The sequence below is a fragment of the Streptomyces alanosinicus genome, from assembly GCF_014650595.1.
GTDB classification, from domain to species: domain Bacteria; phylum Actinomycetota; class Actinomycetes; order Streptomycetales; family Streptomycetaceae; genus Streptomyces; species Streptomyces alanosinicus.
Window position 1 is genome coordinate 44,908 of the sequence record NZ_BMVG01000028.1, and the last position, 25,813, is coordinate 70,720.

At 64.7% G+C, this 25,813-nt stretch carries 24 protein-coding genes and 1 pseudogene; 11 read left to right on the forward strand and 14 right to left on the reverse strand.

The window, feature by feature from the left end; genetic code table 11:
- Nucleotides 1-19: 19 nt before the first annotated feature.
- The 3 genes from IE277_RS34785 to IE277_RS34795 form a co-directional block, all read right to left on the reverse strand.
- Nucleotides 20-1,069 carry a major capsid protein gene (locus IE277_RS34785; RefSeq protein ID WP_189957730.1) on the reverse strand — a complete coding sequence of 350 codons (1,050 nt, stop codon included), beginning with the start codon at nt 1,067-1,069 and terminating at the stop codon, nt 20-22.
- Nucleotides 1,066-1,536, reverse strand: coding sequence for a head decoration protein (locus IE277_RS34790; protein ID WP_229882176.1), 471 nt, complete (start codon nt 1,534-1,536; stop codon nt 1,066-1,068). Before IE277_RS34790 ends, IE277_RS34785 begins: the two co-directional genes overlap by 4 nt.
- Nucleotides 1,537-1,610: 74 nt before the next feature.
- A complete protein-coding gene (locus IE277_RS34795; RefSeq protein WP_189957731.1) occupies nt 1,611-2,279 on the reverse strand; it encodes a hypothetical protein in 669 nt (222 codons plus the stop codon).
- Nucleotides 2,280-2,540: 261 nt separating this feature from the next.
- On the opposite strand from IE277_RS34795, the gene IE277_RS50265 reads away from it, so the two are divergent.
- The 5 genes from IE277_RS50265 (at nt 2,541) to IE277_RS34815 (ending at nt 9,329) form a co-directional block, all read left to right on the forward strand.
- Entirely contained in the window at nt 2,541-2,663 is a 123-nt protein-coding gene (locus IE277_RS50265; protein WP_506005350.1) for a DISARM anti-phage system protein DrmE domain-containing protein, read from the forward strand.
- A complete protein-coding gene (locus tag IE277_RS34800; RefSeq protein ID WP_189957732.1) occupies nt 2,660-2,908 on the forward strand; it encodes a hypothetical protein in 249 nt (82 codons plus the stop codon). The genes IE277_RS50265 and IE277_RS34800 overlap by 4 nt, the downstream gene beginning before the upstream one ends.
- A gap of 193 nt (nt 2,909-3,101) precedes the next feature.
- Nucleotides 3,102-6,593, forward strand: a complete 3,492-nt coding sequence (locus IE277_RS34805; RefSeq protein WP_189957733.1) for a P-loop NTPase family protein — start codon at nt 3,102-3,104, stop codon at nt 6,591-6,593.
- Between the two features lie 64 nt (nt 6,594-6,657).
- A complete protein-coding gene (locus tag IE277_RS34810; RefSeq protein WP_189957734.1) occupies nt 6,658-8,526 on the forward strand; it encodes a DUF8724 domain-containing protein in 1,869 nt (622 codons plus the stop codon).
- On the forward strand, nt 8,502-9,329 hold the full coding sequence (locus tag IE277_RS34815) for a phospholipase D-like domain-containing protein (RefSeq protein ID WP_189957735.1): 828 nt from the start codon (nt 8,502-8,504) through the stop codon (nt 9,327-9,329). Before IE277_RS34810 ends, IE277_RS34815 begins: the two co-directional genes overlap by 25 nt.
- A 414-nt stretch (nt 9,330-9,743) precedes the next feature.
- On the opposite strand, the gene IE277_RS34820 is transcribed toward IE277_RS34815, so the two are convergent.
- Nucleotides 9,744-10,415, reverse strand: a complete 672-nt coding sequence (locus IE277_RS34820) for a very short patch repair endonuclease (RefSeq protein ID WP_229882177.1) — start codon at nt 10,413-10,415, stop codon at nt 9,744-9,746.
- A 137-nt stretch (nt 10,416-10,552) separates the two neighbouring features.
- Nucleotides 10,553-11,878, reverse strand: a complete 1,326-nt coding sequence (locus IE277_RS34825; RefSeq protein WP_189957737.1) for a DNA cytosine methyltransferase — start codon at nt 11,876-11,878, stop codon at nt 10,553-10,555.
- A gap of 115 nt (nt 11,879-11,993) precedes the next feature.
- Here IE277_RS34825 and IE277_RS34830 point away from each other — a divergent pair, with 115 nt between their 5' ends.
- The 3 genes from IE277_RS34830 to IE277_RS34840 all read left to right on the forward strand — a co-directional run bounded on the left by IE277_RS34830 (nt 11,994) and on the right by IE277_RS34840 (nt 14,319).
- Nucleotides 11,994-12,836: a GIY-YIG nuclease family protein gene (locus IE277_RS34830; protein ID WP_189957738.1), complete on the forward strand. Its 843-nt coding sequence runs from the start codon at nt 11,994-11,996 to the stop codon at nt 12,834-12,836.
- 117 nt (nt 12,837-12,953) lie between these two features.
- Nucleotides 12,954-13,700: an Eco29kI family restriction endonuclease gene (locus IE277_RS34835; protein ID WP_229882178.1), complete on the forward strand. Its 747-nt coding sequence runs from the start codon at nt 12,954-12,956 to the stop codon at nt 13,698-13,700.
- A 364-nt stretch (nt 13,701-14,064) separates the two neighbouring features.
- On the forward strand, nt 14,065-14,319 hold the full coding sequence (locus tag IE277_RS34840) for a hypothetical protein (protein ID WP_189957739.1): 255 nt from the start codon (nt 14,065-14,067) through the stop codon (nt 14,317-14,319).
- Here IE277_RS34840 and IE277_RS34845 read toward each other — a convergent pair.
- From IE277_RS34845 to IE277_RS34860, 4 genes and pseudogenes are all read right to left on the reverse strand, one after another.
- A complete protein-coding gene (locus IE277_RS34845; protein WP_189957740.1) occupies nt 14,294-16,042 on the reverse strand; it encodes a hypothetical protein in 1,749 nt (582 codons plus the stop codon). The two genes, IE277_RS34840 and IE277_RS34845, sit on opposite strands and share 26 nt — an antisense overlap.
- 128 nt (nt 16,043-16,170) lie before the next feature.
- Nucleotides 16,171-17,577, reverse strand: coding sequence for a terminase large subunit domain-containing protein (locus tag IE277_RS34850; RefSeq protein WP_229882179.1), 1,407 nt, complete (start codon nt 17,575-17,577; stop codon nt 16,171-16,173).
- 118 nt (nt 17,578-17,695) lie between these two features.
- Nucleotides 17,696-18,238 carry a hypothetical protein gene (locus IE277_RS34855; RefSeq protein WP_189957741.1) on the reverse strand — a complete coding sequence of 181 codons (543 nt, stop codon included), beginning with the start codon at nt 18,236-18,238 and terminating at the stop codon, nt 17,696-17,698.
- 165 nt (nt 18,239-18,403) lie between these two features.
- Nucleotides 18,404-18,770, reverse strand: a pseudogene (locus IE277_RS34860) (transposase); the annotation flags it as partial.
- A gap of 257 nt (nt 18,771-19,027) precedes the next feature.
- On the opposite strand from IE277_RS34860, the gene IE277_RS34865 reads away from it, so the two are divergent.
- From IE277_RS34865 to IE277_RS34875, 3 genes are all read left to right on the forward strand, one after another.
- Entirely contained in the window at nt 19,028-19,459 is a 432-nt protein-coding gene (locus tag IE277_RS34865; protein WP_189957742.1) for a hypothetical protein, read from the forward strand.
- Between the two features lie 520 nt (nt 19,460-19,979).
- Nucleotides 19,980-20,420, forward strand: a complete 441-nt coding sequence (locus IE277_RS34870; protein ID WP_189957743.1) for a hypothetical protein — start codon at nt 19,980-19,982, stop codon at nt 20,418-20,420.
- A 458-nt stretch (nt 20,421-20,878) separates the two neighbouring features.
- Nucleotides 20,879-21,139 (forward strand): hypothetical protein, encoded by a 261-nt coding sequence (locus tag IE277_RS34875; protein WP_189957744.1) that lies wholly within the window; start codon nt 20,879-20,881, stop codon nt 21,137-21,139.
- A gap of 133 nt (nt 21,140-21,272) precedes the next feature.
- Here IE277_RS34875 and IE277_RS34880 read toward each other — a convergent pair whose 3' ends face one another.
- The 5 genes from IE277_RS34880 to IE277_RS34900 form a co-directional block, all read right to left on the reverse strand.
- The gene (locus IE277_RS34880; RefSeq protein ID WP_189957745.1) at nt 21,273-21,734 is read right to left on the reverse strand and encodes a hypothetical protein; all 462 of its coding nucleotides are present in this window, start codon (nt 21,732-21,734) and stop codon (nt 21,273-21,275) included.
- A gap of 70 nt (nt 21,735-21,804) precedes the next feature.
- Complete coding sequence (locus tag IE277_RS34885; RefSeq protein WP_189957746.1) at nt 21,805-23,244, reverse strand: methyltransferase domain-containing protein; 1,440 nt, start codon at nt 23,242-23,244, stop codon at nt 21,805-21,807.
- On the reverse strand, nt 23,241-23,906 hold the full coding sequence (locus IE277_RS34890) for a ParB/RepB/Spo0J family partition protein (RefSeq protein ID WP_189957747.1): 666 nt from the start codon (nt 23,904-23,906) through the stop codon (nt 23,241-23,243). Before IE277_RS34890 ends, IE277_RS34885 begins: the two co-directional genes overlap by 4 nt.
- 151 nt (nt 23,907-24,057) lie before the next feature.
- Nucleotides 24,058-25,008 carry a DUF8094 domain-containing protein gene (locus IE277_RS34895; RefSeq protein ID WP_189957748.1) on the reverse strand — a complete coding sequence of 317 codons (951 nt, stop codon included), beginning with the start codon at nt 25,006-25,008 and terminating at the stop codon, nt 24,058-24,060.
- 226 nt (nt 25,009-25,234) lie between these two features.
- Nucleotides 25,235-25,657 (reverse strand): hypothetical protein, encoded by a 423-nt coding sequence (locus IE277_RS34900; RefSeq protein ID WP_189957749.1) that lies wholly within the window; start codon nt 25,655-25,657, stop codon nt 25,235-25,237.
- Between the last annotated feature and the right edge of the window lie 156 nt (nt 25,658-25,813).

The window sequence follows — 25,813 nt, forward strand, 5'->3', positions numbered from 1 at the left end:
CCAGCGGGGCCGCTGGCGCTCACAGGACAGTCGCCGTGATGTGGCAGTCCGGCGCGTACAGGACAGGCATCGCGGCCGCAGCGCCCTTGGTCCAGATCTGAACCGGATCGTCCTCGGCGTCACGGGTGATCACGATGCCCGGCGCGTCCTCGCGCTCGATCTGTGGGCTAGCGCCCCGCGACAGAGCGAGCGACTCGGTCGTGGTGCCGTACTGGGTCTGGCCCCACTTCGCGCGGTCCGGCGGCAGCATGATCCACCGGTCCTCCGGCAGGACCCGCTTCGACACGTCGTCCTGCCACACCTGCGCCTTGTAGAGCGTCACTGGCGGCAGCCCGTATGTGCCGCGCACCGAGTTGACCTGCTCCGGATTCAGGGTCGCGGTCGGGGTCTGACCACCGGCCGACGTGCCGTAGTAGGCCGCCCGGTAGGCGCCGTTGGAGGCCAGATGCGACCAAGCCTTCCTGGACGTGATCACCATTTCAGGTGCTGGTGCGCCGATGGAATCGAGGTAGTCGATCCACCGCAACTCGTCAGCAATCGGGTCCGCGTCCGGGTCGCTCCACGGCTTCGGAGCCGTCGGCATGTTCGCCGCGGGCACGCCGTAGTCGACTTCGATCGTGAGGCCGTTCTCCCCGGCCAGGGTGAACTTGCCGTCGACCAGGACGTCACCCGCCGCGAGCTCCAGGCGGGAACGAATGGCCTCGACGTGCCGCTCGGTGTCGTCATAGAGCAAGTCGATCAACCGGTCCTCGTCCGCACCACGCGTCGCGTCCAGGAGGAGCTGTTCCATCTCGCCGACGAGGAGCTTCTGGCCCAGCGCCGGCAGGGTGCCTTCGGTCTGCGTGGACTCAGCCTGCCGCTTCGCAAACGGCACGCTGGAGTCGTAAGCGCGGTAGGAGGCGGTGTTGACGCGACGCTTCGACTGCCGAACACGCCACCTCACGTCCTGAACCTTGGTCTCGGCGAAGACGCTCTGGGTGAGCAGGAAGTCCGCAGGGGTCGGGATCGACCGTGCGTAGACGGTCAGGTCCGCGACAGAGACGTTCTTCAGGAGGTCGGCCACGCTCACGCGCTCACCGCCCCAAGGAACCGGATCTGCGCGCCCGCCGGGCTAGGGGCGATCTTCGCTGGGTCGATGCCTCCGGGGATCTTCGCCGTGTTCACGGTCCCGTGCCAGAACAGCGCCGCGGGAACCTTCGTAGTGCCGGGCGTGAACGGGGCCTCGGCGTAGACGAGGCCGGCGAGGACTTCGCGGCCGTCCTTCGCGGCCGGATCGTACGCGCCGTACAGGCCGGAGGCGGCGATGCGGCCGACCGGGACGCCGGAGCGAACGTAGCCGTGCGGCTGGCCGGCGGTCGGCTCAAGGTAGTGGGTGTTCTTGGTGAGATTGGTCAGGTCGAGGGTGATGGTCTCCGTGGAGTCGGTGCCGTGTCGGGAGGCGAGCCAATCCCGGTTGGCGGTGACCGTCACAGAGGTGGTGTACGGCTGGATGCTCAAGCCGCTTCTCTCCAGGTGGTGCAGGGTGCGGTCGCGCACTCACCGAGTGGTGGCGCGGTCCACGGGGAGGAAGCGGGGCGTGGTCCCCACGATTCGGTGCTCCGGTGGTCGAGCTATCCGGGGTTGGTGAGCAGGCCTCGGCGGCGGGCCATCTCTAGGCCAGCGGCGCCGGGCTTGCGCTCGACGTTCCCGGGCCTCGGCGGCGGGACCGATGCAGGAGCACCACCAGGAGCAGCTGGGAGCGGATGAGAGGGATGGGCGAAGAGTTCGGGCCGACGGCCCTTCAGCTCCTGGATCGCCTCGTCGAACGCGGTCTCGTCCGCGTCGTCGGCTACGCGTAGGAGGACTACAGCATCGTCGAGGTCACGACCGGTCGCTCCGGCCCTGGCGAGCAGGGCGCGGCACATCACCTCCCGCTCCCGCGCGATAGCCGCGTTCTCACGGCCGAGGGCGGCTTTCTCCCGTTCAGCGAGCGCCTGCTCGCGGCGCTCGGCCTCGGTCAACTGCTCCTGCTCCGCCTTGCGGACGGTGGTGATGAACTCTTCCAGAGCGGATGCGCTGGGGAAGCCCAGCTTTTCGACAAGGCCGCGGACTGCTGCCCGGCCGCCCTGGTCCTTCTCCCTGGCCATGAGGGTGCTCAGGTGCTTCTGGCTGATGCTGAGGGTCGCCTCGTCGCTGTTCGAGTCGTCGTCCGGCGAGGCGCCGAGTACGGGGTGGATGGGGCGACCATCGCGGCGGTAACCGAGCACAGCTGTCGGTGCGGGCAGGCTGCGAGTCCTCAAGAGTGCTGCTCCCAGATGGCCCCGCGCCGTGGTCGAGTCTACGCAGGCCAACATCACGGGCTGCGAACTCCGGCTGCCACAGTGCGCCGGTATATGTGCTGTATACACCTGGCATGATCGTCTACGTACAAATGAAGCAACGGTGTTGTAGCACTAGTCGATTTTTGGCACCGCAGAGCAGGACTCGTCGCGTGGTCCGGAATGACATACTGTGACATTCTCCGCCGAACGCACGGCACGTCGATCACCTCGGAGTAGGCGATTGACTCATGGGTGAGAGGCGAGGTCAACGGCCCGCAGGATCCGGCCGATGTACGGCGGTTCGCCATCGCCGTGCAGAACCGGGTCTGCTCGCACAGGCAGAGAGAGTCGGCTGGGCGTTGAAGACGCTGCAGATCGTGCACCGTAAGGCGGGAGTCTGGTTGTCCTCCCAGATCAGCGGAAGCGACCCGCGCCCCAACGAGACGCTGATCGACGTGAACCTGGGGCTCCGCGTCTCGGATCTGCTGGATAGCGTGACGGCGCATACCGGCGGGGCGGTCGATCCAGCCCGCGCACCGTCGCGACGCACGAGGTGGGGCACCTACTCCCACGAACATTTGAGTGAGATCGTCACTCAACTGGCTTAAAAGTGGCACTGGTTGAACCTGTTCGGCCTACACCGGCCAATGCGTCGCGCTAGAGTATCGGCCATCTAATAGCCACGCAGTTGCGCACTTAGCTCTTCTTCGACTTAACCCACATGAGGGTCACGCGAGGGGGTCTCCCCCCGGACGGGCCAACCGGCTATACGCCCACCGTTCACAGCACAGGAGCTTCGCCATGTCGGCATTCCCTCATGGCCGTGCGTCCGCGCCGGCCAATACGCCTGCCCAGCGATACGACGCCCTGCTCGCGAGCCTCTCGCGCCGCGTGGTCAGCCAGGCCGTAGGCACTTCAATCCCTAGCGGCACCCGCCTCTCCGACCAGCCTCAGAAGCGCCTGTGGCTCGGCATGCTCGCGAGCGAGCCGAAGATGATCCAGGAGACGAACGTCGGTTTTCGCGGCCTCCAGATCACCCCTCCCGCGCAAGGTTTCACCTTCCGCGTACAGAGGTTGCCAAGCGAACTGACCGTCGAAGTCAGCGCGTCCGCCTTCCTCGCGCTGCACCCAACGGTCGACGAACAGCGCGCGTCTATGGCAACAGAGGCGAGTACCCACGGTTTCGACGCCGCTGACGAGCTTGGCTCTGCGGCGGCGGATCACGCCCGCGGTGTCCCCGCCGCCGCTCCTGCGCCGCGAACACGAGTGTCCACCTTTGGGAACGGCCAGACTCCGGGATACCCGCTGGCTCAGGTGTGGACGAAGATCTCGATGACCCCGGTCAAGGTCACGATTCCCCTGGTCTCAGGCGAGGCGCGTTCGGTTCGGGTGGGGGAAAGCGAGATCGCTACGGCGATGCGCTCCGCGACGGCACGACAGCAGCGGGAGCTCTACCGGCAGCGTCTGGCCGGCCCACCCGTTGGTTCCCTGCCGCGCGATCACGACCTTATCGACGAACGAACGTGGGCCTCCTACGGAGCTCACAACTTGTTGGCTCCCGATCACCTCACTCCACCTGAGCATCGGGCCGCTGTCGAGGTCGAGGTGAGGCCCGTAGATGGCTGCTACGAGATCTTCGTCGCCGTCGTGAACACCACGCCCGCTCCGCGTGATCAGTTGGTCGACGGCAATCGGCCCTACGACGAGGCATACCTGGATACTCGCCTCTACGAGGTCATCCTCTCGGCGACCGTTGATGCGCCCGTCGTGCCGTACGAGCTGGAGCAGGTAGCCCAGTCGCATCGTTACGAGCGAACGGTCTCAGCCTTCGGACACGCCTCTCCGGTCACGTGCGAGACCCGCGGGGAACGTACAATTTTGCGCACGGAGTTCGCGGCTGAACAACCGACCTGGCGCGCGCATCCCAGGACGAAGTCCAAGGACGCCGACGGACGAGAGATCCTTATTGACACCACCTTCGACTCGCTCATCGCGGATCCGATTGGAACAGTCGCGAGGCTCGTGGATCTCCTCGACGTGTGGGTTGAGAGAAATTGGGGCGCGTCCGCTCTCGATGCCCTCCACAAGGCGCGCGGTTGGAACGACGAGGCGCGCGCTGAGGCCGAGGAGGACGCTCTGGCCGCCCGGGCGGAGGCCAGCTGGGTACGCGCTGGGCTCGAGACCCTACGCGCCAACCCCGATGTGTTGGCCGCCTTCGTGGCGGCGAACAAGGTGGTCAAAGCTGCCGCGGAGAACGAGTACACGGCCTGGCGACCTTTCCAGATCGCCTGGATCGTCGGCTGCCTCCCCGGCATGGTCGACCCCAGGAAGCACCGCGAGGTCAACATCGTCTGGTTCCAGACAGGTGGTGGCAAGTCAGAGGCCTACCTCGGCTTGATGCTGGTCACTCTGTTCTACGGCAGGTACACCGGCGTCACCCGCGGGACTCAGGTGTGGGCTCGCTTCCCCCTGCGCCTGCTGGCCCTCCAGCAGACAGAGCGATTCGCGAAGATGGTGCTGCACGCGGAGGTCCTGCGGCAGCGAGACCCACGCATTCGCCACACGGGGGCCTTCGGCATCGGTTACTTCGTTGGTGGCGGCAACACACCGAACAAGCTGTACAAACCCGGCAACAACAGCTATCACGGGCCTGACCCCACGTCACCTGAGACAGCGGAGGCCTGCCGGGTGCTGGACGACTGCCCGTTGTGCGGCTGCCCGCTAGCGGTGCGGTGGGACGATCCCAGCCACACCATGCGTCACATTTGCGAGAACGACGGTTGTCAGCTCTCGGGAGTGTTGCCGGTATGGGGCGTAGATGACGATATCTATCGCCGGGCACCCGCTGTCCTTGTGGGCACTGTAGACAAACTGGCACAACTTGGCCAAAACCAGGCGTTCCAGATCCTGCTCGGGCGGCCTCACTCCGTCTGCCCTAAGCACGGATACTCCTCCAACCCCAACTGGTGTGCGGTGTATGGATGCCGTGAGAACCGGCTCCCCGTGCCGAAGGGATTCGGGCATGTACGCCTGGAGATCGCGGACGAGCTCCACTTGCTCGATGAGAGCCTTGGCGCTCTCGACGGCATGTACGAGTCACTACTCCAAAAGATCAGCGAGCACCTGAACAACGATCCGTTTCAGATCGTTGCGGCCACCGCGACGATCGAGGGATACAAGAACCAGGTGCGCCACCTCTACGACCGGGACGCGAGGCGCTTCCCCGTCAATGGTCCGGAGGCGGGGGAGACATTCTGGTCCACCACCGAGATTGGCGATCCACTGCGCCGCTACCTTGGCGTGCGCTCCCGGGCGAGCACGATGGTCACCGCCACCCGAGAGGTCGCCGTCGTCCACGACTACTGGGTACGTGACCTGTGCACCAATCCCAAGAGCGTCGTCGCGGAAGCCGGCCTGGACGCCAACGACCCCGACATCGTGGAGGAGGCTCGAAAGGCCGGCGAAGACCTTTACGAGGTGCTGGTCACCTACTGTCTGCGCAATGAGGACCTGACGAGCTTCACCCGGGACCCGGCGGTGAGTGACCTCCTAGTCAGCCGGGACAACCTCGCGATCATCAACGGCGACGCCAGCCCATCGGCGATTCGAGGGGCGGTTACCCGGCTGCTTGAACGTCCTGACGACGAATCCGAACGTGTCAAGATCATCGCTGCCACGAAGGCGATCGGGCATGGATTCGACGTCTCACGACTCGGCGTCATGGCCGTCATGGGAACCCCGACTCAGGCCTCCGAGATCATCCAAGCGTCCGCGCGTGTGGGGCGACGACACCCGGGCCTGGTCGTGAACGTGATTAACCCCAGTCGCGACCGCGATGCCAGCGTCTTTCGCTACTACCCCGAGTGGATCAGGTACCTGGACCGCCTAGTCCACAAGGTTCCCGTCAACCGCGAGTCGGTACCCGTACTCAAGCGAGTGTTGCCAGGCGGATTGATGGCGTGGCTGCTCCAGGTGCTCGACCGTGCCTGGATCACGGGAGCGCCGAAGCGACGCTCGTTGGCGGACTCGACGGCCTTCCGTGACGCCGTGAACGCCGGCGCTATCGACAAGAAGCTGCTCGTCTCACTTCTGCGTCACGGTTTCGGCATCGACGACACCAGCATCTACCACCGCATGCACCGGCAGGCCATCGATTCCTGGGTGGACGAACATCTGACTACGGTCCCGCTGCGGGCGGAAGCTGGTGACAGGCTGCCCACCTTGCTGAACCCGTCTGTGCCCCGGTCTCTCCGGGATATCGAGGAACCTCTGATCATCTACGGCGAGTTGTAGTCAGCCGCGCAAGTCAGCGTGCCGCACCAGCCGTTCTCAATCACGTCTCTCCAGAGAGTCCGTCATGGCCTTCGAACAGCTCAGTCGCAGTAATATCCAAGCCCTCTGGCGCTACATGCCCGGCCAGCCATACAACTGGTCCTCCAAGGGATCGGTCATCGGCCAGCCACCCCGACAGGTGACCGCCCTCGATGTGCCCGAGGGCTGGGTCGCTCCGCAACTCACTCGCCTCCTCCTGCCGTTCGCCGCCGCGGCGAAGGGTGGCTCAAGGTCGGGAGCTGAACTGCACGCGATCGATCGCGGACAGTTCAGGCTCGTGAAGGCGGAGGACCTGCGCGCCACGCGTTTCCCCAACACCTTTATCTGCCGTGCGTGTGGCCTCCTCAAGACCGTCCGAGCGAGTGACCCGGCGCCGGCCTGCTCGGTGTCCAGCCACGGGGGTATGGCCCAATTCTCCTGGGGTGAGGTGCATGAGTGTGGCCATCTGAAGGAGCTTTCGGTGCCGCGATGTGCCTCCGGTTGCCAGGGCGCGATGCGGCTCTGCAACACCCGCGACTTGAACACGTACCGCTGGTACTGGATGTGCGGTCGTTGCCAAAGGCGCTCCGACCAGCCGATCGTCAAGTGGTGCTCTACCTGTCGCGAGGGTCGCCCTCAGGTGATGCGTGTGCCACAGACGTCGGTCTATTACCCCCAGCAGATCACCGTCATCAACCCGCCGACTCGGGGCACTTATGGGGCCCTGGCCCACAAGCGCGTGTACGCGGCAGCTGTGGCTCAGAGTCTTGGCCTCCTGCCCAAGGGTGCGGAAGGACTACGACGGGGAGGAGGCTCCACCGCCACGGGAGGCGCCGTAGAACAGGCACGCGAGATGGCCGCGACCCTCGGCCTGAAGGCGGGCGATGATCTCTATAACCAACTCATCGCTGAGGCCAAGAAGAAGGAGGGAGACGCGCCCGCGTGGGACGCACAGGTCGACTCCCTCGGACGGGATCCAGACACGATTGAGGAGTTCGGTGAGGAGTGCCGTCAGCTTGGGTTGGCCTGGGACGCCAAGCCCCTGACGTCTCAGGAGCTGCTGGACGGCGACGAGGGAACTGAGCTTGAGCCCATCTACCGGCGGTACCGCAAGCTCTTCACCCATTACGGGTTCGCCGACGTGACCCTGCTGCGAGAGCTCCCGATCGCCTACATCGTCGCTGGCTACACCAGGATCAGCAGCAAGGCGGTCGCGACGACCCGTCGGGGAACGCAGACTACGCAGCAGTTCCGCTTCTTCCCCGCTGGCCGGGACAGCAAGTTCCCGATGTATGGCGTCCGTACGGAGACCGAGGGCTTGCTGTTCGAGCTGGACAAACTCGCCGTGGTGAAGTGGCTCGTCGACTCCGGTCTCGTCGCGGATCCGGGCGTGCGTACACAGGAAGACGCTCAACGTTGGATCTTCTCGGTGGCCGACCCAGTAGTCGATGTCTTCAACGCCCCCGAGAACCCGATCAGCCGGGCGCTACTCGGCCTTGTCCACTCGATGGCGCATCGCACCATGAAGGCCATGGCCAGCAGGTGCGGCCTCAATGTCGATTCGCTGGCGGAGTACCTCTTCTCGGCGAATTGCGCCTACCTGATCTACGCGAACACTCGAAGCGAATTCACCCTTGGCGGGCTGGAGCATGTCTATCGCTTCGATCTCGAAGACGCGTTGCGTGAGTTGGACGCGGAGACCCGTTGCGTCTTCGACCCCCCGTGTCGACGGGACTTTGGTGGAGCGTGCGCCGCCTGCCTTCACATCTCCGAGGTCGCTTGCGCGAGGTTCAACACCGTATTGGACCGCAACCTGCTCTTCGGCACGCTCCCGCTGTCCGCTTCCCCCGCGAGCACACCAGCCAAGTCTGGACGAAAGGAAGAGCCGCAGTGGCGCGGGTACTGGAGCCACTGAGACCTCTCGTCTCCCTTCTCCAGCAAGCGGCGGACCCTGTCCGCGTCGCAGCGGCCGCGACCAGCCTCGCGGCCGCCGGCGCCACCGCAGCGAAAGTGATTGAGCAGGTCGCCCACGCGGTGACGGATCAACGCCTCGTGCCCCACGCCCTCGTCCACGCCGGTGTGCTCAGAGAAGACGGACACCTTACCGAGTCGGCACCATTGCTTCTCGCCCAAGCCCACGCCATGGTCGCGATGTCAGTCGAGGACAACTGGGACCTGGTCTTGACCGTTCCGACCTTCTTGCGTGATTCACTGAGCACGATGTCCCGGGACAACGGCGGCCCGGGACTCCCTCTCGATACGGAGCCTACGCTCCGCATGGTCGCTGAGAGCGCCCAGGATCGACTGGTGATGGCCGCGCCTTATCTGCACCCATCCTTCGTCGCCGCGCTGGCGCCCGCTCTGGCCGATCTCTTGGCGAATGGAGGGCGCGCGGTCCTGATCACAAGGGCGTTGGGTGTTTCGGCACCAAAGCGTTCCGACGCCAATGTCGACTCTGTGTCCATTCTTCTTGAGGCCGCGGGCGCAAACGGTGGTCGCCTCAAAATCTGCTCGTGGGACGAAGCTGGCCTAGGTGTCCACTTCAAGGTCTTGCTCGCGGACGAACATCTGGCGTACGTCGGATCCGCCAACCTCACGCCTGGAGGCACTTCGTCACACGCCGAAGCAGGCGTGCTGCTGCGAGGAAGACGGGTTAGGTCGCTCTCGCGTTGGCTCCATGTGGTGGCTGATGAGCTCATACGAAGGTCACTCGCGTAAGCCTCTACAAGGCCCTTCCGCCGGTCGCCCCGCTCGGGCAGGACCAGACTACCCAGGCATCGGTGGTGCCTGGGCGCGTCCCCATCCGCCCTGGGCACACACGCGCAGTCGTGACCTCAAAGACAACAGGAGCGGTGGAGCCGACTCCCGACCCGAGAGGCCACTTATGATCCACGACTCAAGGTCAGGAAGGCTGGAGGCGAAGTGGTCGCCCGTGGCAGAGGGCCGCGTGGCACACTCAGCCGTATGATCCGCGAACCAACAGAGCTAACCGTCCAAGCGGACGGAACCGTTGAGTTGCCCATGGGGCTGTTGGCCGAGGCCGGCCTGAACCCGGGGTCCACGGTTCTCGCTTACAGCGACGGGGACGGCCGGATCGTGCTGCGCCGCTTTGAGGACTCGGTCGAGGACCTACTAGGTGGGCATGGTTTGTAGGTCTGGGCGTTCAACCGTCGCGCGCTCAGGGCGGAGAACCGCGATGACCCGGTTGGCCGCGTCGACTGGGTCATCGTGTTCCCAAACCCGGATGACCGTCCAGCCAGCTTGGCGCAGGAGGCTGTCAGTCTCTGCGTCTCGCTTGCGGTTTCCCTCGATCTTCTCGCGCCAGAAATCGATGTTCTTCGTGGCGGGTCGGTGGTGCTCCGGGCAACCGTGCCAGAAGCAGCCATCGACGAAGACCGCGACACGCGCCTTGGGAAAGACGACGTCGGCCGTCCTGCGCAGTTGAGGCAGTGGCCTAATCCCCACGCGATAGCGCAGGCCCGCCCGGTGCAGGAGCGAGCGCAGCCGGATCTCTGGTTTGGTGTCCCTGCTGCGGTTACCCCGCATCACAGACCGGACGGCCGGCGAAGTGGCCCATGACCGCTCGGGCGGCGGCTCCTCGGCGAGAAGCCCGGCGTCCCTCGCCATCTCCCATGCCTGAGCCAGGTTGGCACCACGTGTCTCGTGCGCGACCTCGCCCACATACTCAGCTGGTGAGCGGCCCTTGTCGGACCACCGGAGATAAGCCCGGATGCGCCGTGTCTTGGGGAGGACCTTCAGCTCGATGGAAGCGCGCGCGAAGCGGCCGTCGCCCAGGTCCACCATGCGTCGGTGCCGTCCACTAGCGGCACGGTCCTGCTCGGCCGCCAGCGCCTCACGGCTTCTTCCCTCTCGGCCCTTCCACGCGCGGGCGGGTGGCGGCTTGTCCTTCCATCGGCTTGGCTCGGTTGGTGCCATACCGGTCACCTACGGCTCTCCGCCTCGTCCAGGGCGGCGGCCACGGCCTTGGCGAAGACCTCGCCGAGTAGAACGGGGACGGCGTTGCCGAGTTGCCGCATCTTCTCTCCGCGAGGACCTTCCAGCTTGTGGTCATCCGGGAATGTCATGACGCGAGCGGTCTCTCGAACGGTCATGTAGCGGTGCTTGTACTTCCAGCCGTTAGGGGCTTCGGGGTCCGGCTCTTTGTCGTCCAGGAGCATGACCGATTCCCCACCGGGTACACCGTGCACGCCGGCCTTGACGGTCTTCGCCGGCCTGTCCAGCTCGTTGGGCGTGTGGCCGTCGTAGATACGGGCACCGGGCCAGCCGATGTGGTAGGTAAAGCCCCCCAAGTAGTGCTCCTTGCGATCGAAGAGCTCCTCGGGGACGGGGGGTAGGGGCCTGTTCCCATCGATTCCGGCGATCGCGTCGCGAAGGGTCCGCCAGGGCTTCTTCTCGCCGTCCTCGTCCTGCGGCAGCTCCTGCTGCGGCAGCCGCGCGTGGACGCGTTCCGCAACGTGGTCCGGCACTTCCCGGATGGCTCGATGGCGCTTCCAGTAGGACCCGTCCAGCATGGAGCGGATCAGTGCCTCTTCCGAGTACTGGGGGCGCACGGCCCTCTTGAAGGCCTCGATATCGACGTTCAAGTCCGCCCGGAACGCGACGAGGATGACCCGGTGTCTGATCTGCGGCACGCCGTAGTCAGCGGCGTTCACCGGGGTCATGATGACCTCGTACCTCTCGGACGGGTCGCGAGGCTTTTCCTCCCGGCGTCGCTTCAGGATCTTGTCGTGCTCTTCCCATGACGCCCCGTCCGCGCGTTCCTCGAAAGGCAATTCCAGCTCCCGCTGGATGTAATCGAAGTACCGCTTGAACGAGGGGCGAAGCAAGCCACGGACGTTCTCGCAGATCACGGCCTTGGGTCTGATCTGCCGAACCGCCCTGAACATCTCGGGGAACATGTTGCGCGAGTCCTCGGTACCCTTGTGGGCGCCCCCGAGGCTGAAGGGCTGACAGGGCGGACCGCCCGCGAGGACGTCGACCTCGGCGTCACGCAGGTACTCCATGGACAGCTCTCGGACGTCGCCCACGACCAAGGGACAGGGCTCGCCGGGCTTGGGGATCCCTTCCTCGTCGCCGCGGGGCTTGGCCCCGTTGGCCTCCAGGGTCTCGCCCGCTCGCTTGTTGAACTCGTTATAGAGGAGCGGACGGAAGCCCGCACGCTGGACACCCAGCGCCAAGCCGCCAGCGCCCGCGAACAGCTCGACGCTGGTGCGGTCCTTAGTTTGCTCTCCAAGCTGATCAGGCATGATGAAAGCATACCGCGGAGTTGTCGATCTTGTTGCGGGTGTGGCGAGAAATTTCTCCTCACATTCCCGATCGCGGATAGGGTGCCGGTGATCACTTGAGCGAAAGGACGCTTGGATGACGCCGGCAGTCGAGTCCGATGGCGGGGCCAAGTACCACAGAGACTTCACCCTGAGTATCACCAAGGCCCTCGGCGATCAGCTCGCGGACGCGCTTGAGGGACTGGACAGGGCTCCGTTGGCCGAGGACAGCATCGACGACCTCAAGGAGAAGCCCGGGGTCTACCAGCTCTACCTCAATGGCGAGTTCGTCTACGTGGGCAAGGCGGACAAATCGATACCCGTTAGGCTACGTCAGCACCTCCGCAAGATCGGCGGACGTCGCGGCATCTCCCTGCGAGACGTGGAGTTCTCTTGCCTCTACGTCGCGGAGGACTTCTCCGCCCTCGCACCGGAGCAACTGCTTATCACGCACCACAAAGAAGCTGGCCAGATCCCATGGAATAACAACGGCTTCGGCAACAAGGACCCTGGCCGGAATCGTGACAGCACAGTCCTCAAGGCCAACCACTTCGACATGCTATTCCCCATCGACCTGGAACGTACGGTCGATGGGCTCACGCCAGGTGTCGTAACTCTTCAGAAGTTGCTGGACGACGTGAAGACGGGCCTTCCGTACAACTTCAGGTATCAGAAGTCGCCTCTCTTCAAGCAGCGATTGGTGACGACCCCTGAAGCGAATATGACGGCGGACTCCGTCTTCAGGCTGATCGCGAAGGAGATACCAGACTCCTGGCAAATCGTCGCCCTGATGGGTTACGTGATCATGTACGACGACAGCCCCCGCGAGTATCCGAGCGCCTGGCACTACTACCGCGGGGCGGAGTCATTCGAGACGGCGCCAGAGGCTGAGCCCCCCGGCCCTATCGATGAGGCCGAGGAATCCGACGAGGACGCATAGTCAACCAGTTCGACCCCACAGTCGCTCCCAGGCGGCGTGGATGTACACCAAGAGTAGCCACGCGAGCACTCGACGGCCACACTCGTCGTCGAACGCTGCCCGCATCACGGAGCCCTCATGACCACGCCAAGCACCCTGTCCTCCTGGGCTGAGTCCGAACCGCCCCCGGCTCCCCCACGGAGAAAACCCAAGCCCGCCAGTTGGATGGATAGTGCTCAGCGGCACGAAGAGTACAACCCTCTCGACCTGGAAAACCTCGGCCGCAGCGTAGAGGCGCAACTGCTGCGCCGCCCGATCGAACCGCTGGCATCCATCGCGCCTACCCTCGGCGCCGGTGTCTACGCCATCTATTACTCGGGCCCTCATCCGCTCTACACGCCGATCGCCGAACCGTTTGGGGGCACCCCTATCTATGTGGGCCAAGCTCGCCGCGAGGGGGAACGCAAAGGCACAACAGACCTGAACGCTCCAACGCGCGCCCTCTTTGATCGTCTAGAAGAGCATAAGGACTCCATAGAACAAGTCGCTCGGCTCGATAGCGATCTTGATATCCAGTTCTTTCACGCGCGTTACCTCGTAGCGATCGAAGCCTTCGTTAGCCTCGCGGAGCGCGTCATGATCCGGCACTATCGCCCTGTCTGGAACACTGTCGTCGACGGCTTTGGCAATCACAATCCGGGAGCCGGCCGCTTTGACAAACAGGCACGGCCCGCATGGGATGATCTACATCCGGGCCGCTGGTGGTCACATCCGAAACGTATGAAGAAACCAAGCGCCCGGTCGCCCGAGCAATCGCGCCAATTGATCAAGGCGCACTTCGTGGGCGTTCCCGCACAGGTCACGAGTGAAGACGCCACTCTCTGAAGACGGCTCACGCTGTCCAGGCGGCGATGCGTTCAGAGCTGAGGGTTATCGGTAGCGGCGGGCGGCGGTCAGCCATGTCACCGCTATCGACTCGTCCCCGTCCTCTTCCTCGTCGGCGCCGTCGGGGGCGGGGGGCCTGGCGGACCTGTTCGATCTGCCGCTCGATGCCCTGCAAGTTCTCGTGCAGATCCGTGGTCACTACGCCATCGACGGTGACCTTCAGGGGGTCGGCAAGGAGCTTGGCGCGTCGCTCGCCTAGGGCTCGTTCACTGGGTTCGAAGTGTCGGTTGCGGACGGGGAGTACACGGTGCCGGGCTCCACTACGGATTCGTGTGTTCGCACGGCAGCTTCTGAAGAAGAGACCGTGATCTACGCCGAGGACGGCAAGTGGCTTGCCTCGGGGCGCGCGCCAAGGGAGGGCACGCGGCTCGGGCCTGAGTTCAACGACTTTGCAGGCGATTGCATGTTCATCACTCGCATCGACAACGTGCCAGGTGGCGAAGGCACATACTTCACCGAGTGGGGCGGGGGGAAGAAGACCAAGATCTCCGAGGAGGAGCTGCGCTTGGCGCCCGAGATGAAGCGTGAACGGTTCAAGACGAAGAAGAAGCAGGGCTAACCGAACTCTGGGCTGTCGAATTGGGGCGTGTCTGGCGCTCTGTGATCCGGATGATCTCTTCACGGGCGTCTTCGATGGGGTAACCGGTGTCCTGCAGCATGCGGATGCCGGTCTCCAGCGAGAGGACGCCGGCGGTGACACCGCGTATCACCTCGTCCAGGATCGTGGTGCGGTCGGTCGGAGTGTGCGGGCCGAACACAATCCTGGCCGGAAGCGGAGCACCTGTGGGCCAGCCCTCAGCCCGGCCTGCCTGGTGGACGCGCTGCACCATCTTCAGCAGCAGTGCGTACTTGTGGGCGCGAGCCAGCCGCATCGAGTCGACGAGGGAGTCCAGCGGGCCGAGGGACAGCTGCAGCGCGTAGCCGCTGGGAACATCAGAGGGATCGACTGTTCCCAGGCTCACGGCAGGAAGCCGGGCATTGACGGCGGCCCGGTCGCGTAGCTCCTCGACTCGCGCCCGCAGCTCGGCGAGCTGGTGCGACGTGTCCAGAACGTCCATGCGGCCGCCGTCGGCGAGCGCGAAGATCGTTCCTGGCTCGACCGAGAGCGGTTTGGGCCTGCCGGTGACGCGGTCGACCTCGGGGCGGGCTCCGGCCAGGCCGATGATGGGCGCACCCGTGGTAGAGGAGGCGCGCGCAGAGTCCGTGTCCGACTCCGCCAGCTCGTCCAGGGCCTGCATCACCTTCGCAAGCGTCGGCTGGCCAAAGTGCTCGCCGTCAGACACGGTGTTGCTGATGTGCACGACAGGGATGAAGTCTAGGCGCAGATCAAGTCGGTCAAGGACCTCGCCGTCCCCACGGGTGCGGAACCGCGCCTTGTTCAGGGGTAGCTCATCGAGAGATTGGCCGTGACGGAGATCATCCAGGAACCACTCTGCGTCCGTCAGATAGCACGTAATGGTGGAGGGCCGGGCGGGTGCCCACGGGTAGGTGCGCTCGATCTTTCGGGAGTCGGGGTTGTAACGATCGCCGGGCTCTACGACCAGCCCGCCCGCCCCATCCGTCACAGGCTGCCGCTTGGCCTGGCCATCTTCCCCTGTACGGCCGCGTGTAGCCGGGCCGATGGAGCCAAGCTCGTAGGTGATCCTCCGCAGCCGCGCCGTGATGCCCCGCTTGGGATCTTCCGGGATCTCCCACGCCAGGTGCACGCGCCGTGGATAGTCGCCGGGGTCGGCGTCGTCCACCAGTACGGGGAAGTAGAAGCCCGGATCGTACGTCTTGAGACGCACCCGCTTCTTGTCCGGATCCCAGGCCAACAGGTACAGGCCGTCTCCCAACAGCACGGCCTTGCGCTCAGCGGCCTGCATGCGCAGCGGCAGAAGCTCGGCTTCCGCCCACTCTCGCAGCCGCCGCTGAGTCTCCGCGGCCGCCACTGCTTCGGGTGTCGGGTCATCGTCCGTGGCGTGCTCGGCCCCGGGCACGATGATCTGCTGCGACTTCCCCAGCAGGTGTGCGACTGCGGTATCAACGAAGGCGGACGCATCACCGAACTCGCGCCGCTCGGCGGCTGCTTCGTTCCCTGCAAGAGCAGCGAGCTCTCCGGCTTGGTTGTTGTCGTACGCCGCCAGGAGCGTGTACGCGGCGAGCCGACGCACGGCCTCATCAGGCAGCCACGTCGCGTGAAGCTCTGGTGCCAGGGACCGGTGAGGCCGCCCATCGTGGGTGCCGGACATGACCGGTTTGTAATTGAGCCACGACCAGGCGTCGGTCAGGAAGGTACGCAAGCCCATGAGGACAGGTCCGTAACGTCGGCCCCGCGCCCTCTCCACCCTAGGCGATCGAGGAAGCGCACCCGCGAGACGAGTCACCGCAGGGCGCCGACGTGAACTGCGCGGCCAAACCCACCCCGCACTCACCGCCGGCCAGATAGACGGCCGTCGCCGTACGATGTCGCACCGGTACCGACTTGCCCAGGGTCGGCGAGCTGTGTGAGGCCGTGGACAGCAGCGTCCATACGGTCCGGGGAGTCCATGCCCGCGACCCAGGTGACCATCTGCTGCTCCAGCGTTGCCCACTCACCGACGTGGTGGACGCGCCCCTGCTCGTAGAGCTGGGCGATCGGCTCCGCCCTCAATCGCTTGCCTTGCTTGGCGGTAACGGGCAGGACGGCCGGCATCAGCATGTTCTCCGTGCGCTGCTCGCGCTGGAGTTCCTGCCACGCCTGGTGAAGGATCTGCGTGCTCATGTCGCCGCCGAAGTTGCTTTCCACCACGATGGCGTCGGCACGCAGCTGAATGGCGAGCAGGCATGCTTCGCGGCCCCAGGCGTCCGCGCCGCGGTTGCCGGAGCGGTCGTCAAGGACGTAGAGGTGGCCGTCGCGATCTCTGGCGGCTGCGACGATCCCTGTTTCGTCACCGACAGCGGACTCACCGCCTGCCGGGTCGACAGCGACGATGATGCGGGCCAGGTCGGTACCGCGGAGCTGCGCCGGGCTGATCCGGTTCTCCGTGATCCATGTCCACTGCCAGACGCCGCCTTCCTGCGGGCGGGGTAGCTGCATGTACAGCGACCACCACACGCGTTCGCCCACAGAGCGCCGGATCTCGGCGAGGGCGTCAGCGTCGTACCGCTCTGGCCACAAAGGCGCACCGAGCTGTCGGCCAAGAGCATCGTCTTGCGAGAGAGCGAGGGCCGGGAGGTCGATGACGGTCCATCGGTCGCTTTCCTCGGCGAGGATGCGGCCCGCCAGGTCATCGACATCCCAGCGGGTTTGAATCAAGATCACCGAACCGCCGGGTTCGATGCGTGTGAGCAAGACGGCCTGCCACCAGTCCCACAGCCTCTTGCGCATGGTCGGCGAGGCGGCTTCAGCGGCGTCCTTGATGGGGTCGTCCACCACTGCCAGGTGAGCGCCCTTGCCGGTCAAACCGCCGCCGACGCCTGCTGCGACGGCTCCGCCTTCAGTGCCGGCCAGGTCGAAGCGGTTGGCCGCGGTCGATCCGCCGCGCAGGCTGATGCCGAGCTGTGGTCCGTGGGTGAGGATCGCGTCCCGGATCCAGCGGCCGTGATCGTCAGCGAGGTCCGAGGAGTAGGAGGCGATCATCACCCGGTGCTCCGGGCGGCGCCGCAAGTACCACAGGGGTGCCCAGCGGGCGGCGCGGCGGCTCTTGCCGTGCCGCGGAGGCATGGTGAGCATCAGCCGTGTCGGCTTCCCGGCGGCGACCTGCTCGAAGGCAGCGTCAATCAGCCCCAGGTGCGGGGCCTGCATCTCCCGGCCGTCGGTGAGCACTGCTGCCATGGCCCCCGGCGAGCGGTCCATGGCCAGCTCCCGCTCGATGCGTACGAGGCGGGCGCGTAGATCCGGGCTGGAGGCTGCGGCTATCTCACGACGGCGCTGCGCGGGAAGCGTCCGGTAGTGCTCGAGGACAGCCGCCTCGTCAGCTCTGGCCACCCTCGCCACCGGCGAGGTTGATCAGACGCTCCAGCTCCTCCAGGCCTGCGGTCTCCACGTGGACGGCACCACCATCGGGGCCGGACAGTTCAGTGCGGACCGGCCGGTCGACGCCGAGGAGGCGGCTGCTGCGCTCGATGATCCGCACGGCCCGGTCGACAGCCTGATAGTCGCCGTTGCGGATGGCAGCCCGGTAGACACCGAAGAAGAGTCGCTCCAGTCGCTCCACCATGAGCTGCCGCAACTCATCGGCGCTCTCATCAAGGGCGGTGGTGCGCTCAGCCAGGGCCTTGGAAACGTCCTTACAAGCAAGCTCAATGAGCCGCTTGTCGCTCGGCGGCTCCTGGCCGCGCTTGTACTTGTCAATGCCGTACCCCTGCGGGTACGCGATGCCGTCGGAGTTGATGGCAGGGTCGGCGGCGAGTTTGCGGCCGATCGTCAGCCAGTCGACGCCCGCGAGTTTGAGGTCGATCGCGTCGGCACGGCGTTGGGTGATGGCTGCCCGAGTGGCCCGATTGGGGCGGCCCATGACACGACTCCCTGGTCCCGCGCCCACCGTCCATGATCCCTTACCGAAGCGGAATGCCGGACTGCAGGTTCCAGGCTCGGCTGTACGTACTCGGTACCGAGCTCGGTCGCTCGCCGTGTGCGCCGACAGGCACGGCCAGCAGCCCGGGGGCAAGTGCGTGACCGCGTGCAGCTTGGCCGGGCGTCGGCGCCGTGGCCCGCGACGTGAGCGGATCGGCGGGATGCCTTGCACGAGGGCCTGCAGGGCTTGGCAGTCATGAGTGTTGGGCTGCGGATATTCCCAGCGAGATGGGCAGGCCGCGGCGATCGACGACGAGGTGGATTTTCGACCCGCTCTTGCCACGGTCGGTCGGATTCGGTCCTGTCAGAGGCCCCTTTGACCGCCCGACCACTCGGTGAACCGGCGGAACGCGGTCACGCTCGACGGGCCGAAGCCGGGCGGGAGCTGGTCCCACGTGCAGCCTGACGTGGCGACGAACACGGTTGCCGCCCTGCGGTCGCACTGGAGCTGGCAACACCACCCGCTGAAACAGCTCTCACAACCCTGCCGCGCCGCACTCGCCTGCGACGATTCGAAGGGCTGAACCACTTTCCAAAAGTGCCCGCTGATCCAGTGGGCGGTGCTTTGTTACTGGCCAACCACACAAACGTAACCCGTCCATGGGTTGACCTGCTACAGAGGCGCACTGTCTGATACGGAGGTACCTTCGAAGAGTCGACACGACAGGAGGTGCCCATGCGGTCCCAAACACGGAAACTGCCCGGAGCTGCGACACGGCATCACTATGAGGTGAGCGAAAAGGATTTTGTTCTGATCGACGCCTACAGTGACGAGTCTGTAATCAGTTGGACCGCCGACTTCTCCGCAAATAACTTCATTACCGTATGCGAGAAGCATGGGGGTTTCAGTGATGCTTCCTCTGAAGCAGTTATCTCCGTACACGGCCGAACGTTTCGCGGCAGCGGAAAAAGGGCTCAGGACTGGCTAGGAAACTTCCAAGCATCAGAGATCGAGGATGGCTGCGATTTCATCCGTTTCGATCTGTCCAAGATAACCCTCACATTCCACGCCTTCGGAGACGTGCACCTAATAAGCGCCGACCCCGAAAGTGGCGACCTCGAAGAGATTCGTGAACTTTTCGAAGCCTCAGCCACCAAGGAAATCCGAGAGCGCCTATCGGAGATTTTGAGAAGTTCGCAAGCGGCGGGCCGTGTCGCCTAGTCAACCTTCTCTGATCACGCGAAAGATAGCCACTATGCCAAGCCTCCGGAGACTCCGCCCCGGAAAGAGGGCTAAATGTCACGACGATGTCCCGCAGGGATTCTTGACCATTAGTACTTACGTTACGGGCAGAAGTTGCTCCGTGAGTAAAAGATCTGATGCGGCACAGCATGTCGTTCACATACAAAGCGATTCCTTGCTTCCCTGGATTATTGCAGTTAGTGCAGATTCGAGTCAATACATTCGCTTCCCTCAAGACGGGCGTCGATACACACGGGGTGGACATCCACTCACTCACTGGGAAGAGAAAGTGAGCCTGGCGGGGAGAAGAAGGAAAAAGGCATCGAGTCGCAAAGATCTGAACCATCCGGTAGTAGCGGCGACTGCGAACCGAGTAGACGAAGAAATCACGGTTCAGATCGAGTGGAATTGCGAAGACGCCAGCTATATTGGCGCAGGTGAGCTACAAGACCCTGCTCTCATACGAGTCGATACGGTTCCCTGAGGAGAGAGCAGTCGGATGAAGGACGCCATACCTTTCATCGCCGCCAGCGTCATGTACCTATTGAGCCCAGTCCTGACTCGACGCGCGCAGGCTTCTGTAAGGAATTGGATTTCATCGGAGAAAGCTCAATCAAACATTTCCGTCGGCACGCCGCCGTACTACTTGTCACCGGAGCAGATAGAAGACTATATCGAATTTTCGGTGGATGCCGTTCAGATTGTCCCAGCAATCACCCTAACCGGCGTGGGGATAGTGCTCGCACTTCCCGAAAGTTTGTCTTCATGGGTCGTCGGGATAATCTATATATGTGTTGCTCTCGTCCTAGTCTTGGCTGATACGGGAATGCATCTCACACGCCCCCAAAGGTATTTGAGTCGGAAATTTTTGGGCCTTTCCTACGTTGCGCTCGGCGGCCTTTGCGTTAATCTCGCTGGCATCGCGTTCACATTTTCGTAGCCGCGATCACTTTGTACGCTGCGCGCGGAGGTCTCCACCGCGCTCTAGCGGCGCTGACGAGTCAAGGGGACACGCCCAGCTGAGCGGCTCACCGCATTGCCCCTCCTCGCCACGGGCACAGCCGAGCGGCAGCTCGCCCCACTCGAGCCCTACCTCTCTCTGTCTGGCCTGCCGATCCGGTGGGCTCTTTCTCACGCCATCACGAGCCTCAGAGGGCTAACCCGACATGCCCGAGCAGATCCTCGACGAGACCTTGCCAGCTAATCAAGGGTGGCTCGGGCGAGGCCGGCGACCCGAACACCCCGCCCGCCCGGCGCCCCGACCCCTGCCGCGAACGTCGGCCCCGGCACCCCGTCGGCCGCGGACCAGGCCACCCAGCGCAGCGGCTCGCCGAGGCCACCAGCCGCGCCGCGCAAGCCACCGCTGAGCGCGACGAGGTGCGCGCCGCCCTCGACGCGGTGAACAAGGCACTTAACCCCGACGGAGCCGAGGCCGAACAGGACCCGGCCGCGGTCGCCGACCGCGACAAGCAGCTCGGCAACCTCGCCGCCGAGCTGCGCACTGCCCGCGCCGTGTTCGCCGCCTACAAGGCCTGCGGGCGAACACGGCGCACTCGCCGACTGGCTGCTGAACAGTCGCGCATTCGCCGCTACCGTCGGCGCGCTCGACCCGACCGGCGCCAAGTTCGGCGCTCGCCGACGCGATCAAGAGCGCCGTAGACGCCGACCCTGACCTCTATGGCGCCGCCCCGAGTGGCCCACCGCGCGGCGGCGCCGAGTTCAACGGCGTCCCGACTGGTGAGCGCCGCGCTGCCTCGCTGCACGATGCCGTCGCCGCCCGCCTAGGCGGCGCCTAAGGAAGTGCCAGCTGCTCGGGCCCGCCCTCGTCGGCGGCCGGTGCCAGCAGGGCAGATGCGTCAGGGATGCTGCGGTTGGTTCGCAGCCACCACGCGAACTGCCAGTTCCTGCAGGTGCGGTGCGGCCGTGAGTTCCTCTTGGGAGCGTCATGCGGGATGGAATGCTCGCCCCAACCGGTGATGGGGCGAGCATTGGTGAGTCGTACGCCAAGGCCGCGGACGAGTGCGTCGCCTTCCCAGTTCTCACCGGGCGTGTACTCGAAGGCGAGGTGTGCGTTGCGGGCCCAATCCCATGGGATCGGCAGTGCACACAGGTACCACGCCGTGGGCGGATTGGCGGCTGGCAGGTGGAGTGTCTGGCGGCTGTGCTTGGTGTTGATGTTGTAGCGGTCACATTCGGCGAATGTCTTGAGGCAGTGCTGTGTGAGGTCAAGTTCACGTATGCCGGCCAGCCACATTATGCGGTACCTGTCGCGTGCTTCTATGTCCACGCGAACCCGCTCTAGGGTTGCCCCCGAGTTCATTACCTTACCCCTTCAGAGTTGAATTCCTTTCTCTCGTCAATTCTAGCAGAATTGATGATATTTCGCGGTGTTTATTGTGGCGGTAATTGTTGGGGTAGGGCATGTTGAATTCTTCGGAGAAGGCTCGCTCATATTCGCCGGTTGGCAGGGGGCGCGGCTTACGGCAGACGGCTTTCACTGTGGCCCTGGTGGTGTCGCTGAGTTGCACGTCTTCGAAGTACCGGGACAGCAGCCCGCGCAGCGACTCGGGAGTGTGGTAGCGGATGCGTTGCCACTTGCCGCGCACGAACCGCATGTCGACGTTGTGCTCGTCAAGGAACGCCAGGCGGGTGGAGTCGCGGCTGATGGAGTGCTCTGAGTTCTCGTATGCCACTTCCCGCTCTAGGTTGCGGGTGCCGACGCAGACCTGTCCGTCAGCGGCGCACAGCGCGTTCACTGTGACGAGTACCCAGTGCTGGTAGTTGAGGCTGGTGGTGGCGTTGATGACGGAGTCGAGGACGACGACCTCGTACAGGCCGTTCTCGCGTAGCTCGCGTTCGATGCCGCGGAGCTGGCCGACGATCGTGCGGATGTCGATCGAGTATTTGCCCTTGAGGGTTCGGTACGGCTCGTAGTCCTGAACCCGGTAGCCCTTGGCGCGCAGGTGCCGGGCGTAGTCCCCGTGGCCGGCCCCGAAGTCCACCACGCGATGCGACGTGGTCAGCCACGGCAGGACCAGGCGTTCCCACACTTCGGACTTGTAGCGGACCTTGTCGGCCTTGGCCTTCGAGGAGTGTTCGCGCAGCCGGTTGGGCTGCACGATGTGCTGGTTCCAGACGGGGGCCTGGTCCTCGAGCCCGGACCAGTCGTAGACGCCGTACTCGCCGGTGAGGTCTTCAACCAGCTGGCCCGCGTCGAAGGAGGCGACGGTCCAGGCGAGGACGTCGAATCGCTGGGTTTTCGCGACGGCCGCGTACTCGGCGTTGAGGACGATGCGCCCTTGGTCATCGATGACGACCGAGCCCCACGGGCCGTGGGCGGCGGTCATGAAGCCGATCGCCTGCTGGAAGGGAAGGTTCTTCGACTCCTCGACCTGGATGGTCTGCCAAGGAATCCAGCACCACCGGCCGATCGGCCCCGGCTCCGCGTACACCACGGACGACTCCGTCTCGACGCGGTTATGCAGCAGGTTGAACTTGATCTCGTCCTGCAGGCGCACCTTCTGCGGCAGGATCACCGCCGGCGTCGTCGTCTCTCCGATCGCCTTCAGACCTTTGGTTCGCTGGTGGCCCGCGACCAGGGTGCCGTCGGCGTTGAGGATCACAGGCTTGACCACGCCGTGCCGCGTAAGCGAGGCCTGAAGCCGGACGAAGGCGTCTTCTGAGAGGCGCCGTGGGTTGTAGTCAGCCGGCCGCAGCTTCGCCAGCGGATACGCAGGGTCGAAGCGGACATCGAGGCTCTTCACGCTGTCGCCCCTTCCTCGGCGCGATGCTCCTCGTTGAGGACGTGCCAGCCGAAGCCCATGTCGGAGTCGTTGTCGTCGACGAACCGCTTGTACAAGGCGTCGAGGAGTTCGACTTCGGCCTGGGTGATGCGCACGCGAGTGGAGGACCACTGCATGTAGCCCCACTGCAGATAGTCCACAGTTGCGGCGGCTCCGGTACCGGCGCCGTCGCTGGGCAGCTCGATCGGCGCCGGAAGTGCGGTCTCGTCCAGGAGTTGGTCGAGCTGGTCCTGGTCGTAGCCGGTGCCCTGGAGGTCTGGCAGGTCCTGAAGGATGTCGGCGAGGAGGACCGTGTCGTACCCGGCCAGATCCGAGGTGCGATTGTCGACGATGACGATCTTCGCTGCAGCGTCATCATCGACGTCGAGCCAGGTGACGGCAATGTCGCTCCAGCCGAGCTGCTTAGCCGCCTTGTAGGTGTGGTTACCGGCGAGGATTTCGTTCGGGCGGCCTGTCAGCGTCCCTCGATTGACGACGATCGGCCGGTACTGGCCATGCGTCGACAGAGACTCGGTAATCGAGTCCAGGTCACCGGTGCGCGGGTTGCGGTGATAGGGGGTCAGCTCATCGACCGGGACGGCCAGGTCCGCCAGCGAGGCTGGTATGCGAGAGGCGGTGGACATGCGGCTCCAGCCCCACGCCCACCATCGAGCCTAGGTGATCATCCGAGACGCCGACCCGGGGTAGTTCGCGGAACGAGGCAGCTGACGGGGTAGGACGCCAGCCCTGTCGATGGGACGGCTGGACTTGGCGGCAGCGGATCCGGCCTCTTCCTCAGTGTTCGCTGTATTCGGTTCCGTCGAACTTGTAGGGCCATGTGCTTTGGGCGGCGATGCTGATGTCGGAGCTGCCAGCAGGCACCTTGAGAATGGTCATCTGCATCATGGTTTGGGTGAACTTGTTCCAACGGATTCCTGTGGTGCCGTCCCAGCCGCTTGTTGTGAGCTTGAGCCACCGCCCTGGCCCCATGTCGGCCGTTACCGTGTTCACGTCGACGCAGGCAACCAGTGCTCCGCCGTCCTTTGTCTGCCAGGCCGGACCAACCGGGGCACGCTGGGCCTTTGTCTGAATGTTCACGGATTCGGCGTTACCTAGCTGCTCGCGGATCGGCTTTGTCTGCCCATACGTTGCGCGGTATGTGTCGATCTGAGATGACCACCGAAGGTGCTCGTCCGCGCTCTTTCGTGTGACGTAGTCGAAGTACGCCCCACAGGCTTTACCTGGCTGCACTGCTAGGTGGGCGTTGGGCGCGACGATCTGCGCTGTCCCGTTCCCGTCTACGGCAATCTGAGGGACATCCTCCTTGCTCGGGGCGTCGGCAGTGAACGCTGTCCGCCACGCGCCGCCATCGTCAGCCCGATGGATCAAGCTCCAGCGCATGCTTACGGTGTTCTTGAACTCGCCACCGATGGCGTAGCTGGACACCTGTTGGGCTCCCAAGATCCAGCTTCCGGCGCCTGCGGTGTCAGGCATGGCTACCCAGGCGCGTACAGCGGGGTCAACGTGTGGGCGGTTCGTCGGGTTCTGGCTTTCGTCCCTGCCACGCGCTTTGATGCTATCGATCCGGGCGAGTGTCCGGTCCAGCCACGGACCTTCCTGGATCGAGCGCCAGTAGGAGGGGCTGAGACTGTCGCTGTCGTCCTTCTTATCCAGCGCCTTCAGGACCCTCTGCGCTTCGTCGACAGAGACTGGTGGCTTCGCCTTTGCGGACGGGGCGCTGTCCACGCTCTTTCGTTCCCCGGAGCCGGCATCGCATGCTACGGCCCAAAGGAGCAGAGCTGCTATGAGCAGTGAAGAACGCTTCATCCCAAACCTCAGCCAGCCGTGAACCAGTGGTTCCTTGATCCTATGCAGAGACCAACTTGACGTTGGGGGGCTCCCGAAAGTTTGTGCCGTCTCACAGGGGCAGGTGGATGCGCGTGCGGCACGGCTGGTTCGCAGCGGCCTTCGTTCACGTCAGGTCGCCGACTGATCCGCGGCTGGTGTCGCGCGGACTCTGAGGCAGGATGCCGCTGACAGCGGCTCGCCGCGGATGCAGTGCCCGGTCGATCAAGTCGAACCAATCGGTTCCGGCTAGCCAGTGCTTGCTGCTCAGGTGCACGCTCCAGTCCAGCAGCGCGGTCCAGGAACGCACCCGGTTGACCGTGATCGTGCAGGCGAACGAAGGGGCTTTGCCGCAGCTGTGATGGCGCACCGCCCACTGCACGGGGTGGGTGCCAGCTGATGCGTGGAACACGGCGTAGTCCGCGCTGCCGGTTTCCCTCCAGGCACGGAGGGCCCGGTCTGCCGCGTCGGTATCTACCTCCAGTACGCCGTCGCCGTCCTGAACGAGTTCCAGGCAGTGATCGCAAACCGCTACGAGCTCGTGCGCCATGACCCCGGTATACCTCAGGTTATGGAGCCCCCGGAATCGACGCTGCTGGTGACAGGAGACGTGGCAGCGCAGAGCCGTCGGCGTGCTGCGCCGCGCCCCGTTCGAGCAGTGCCCTATCGGCCGGCACCAGCGCGTTCACTGCCGGAGCAAGGGACA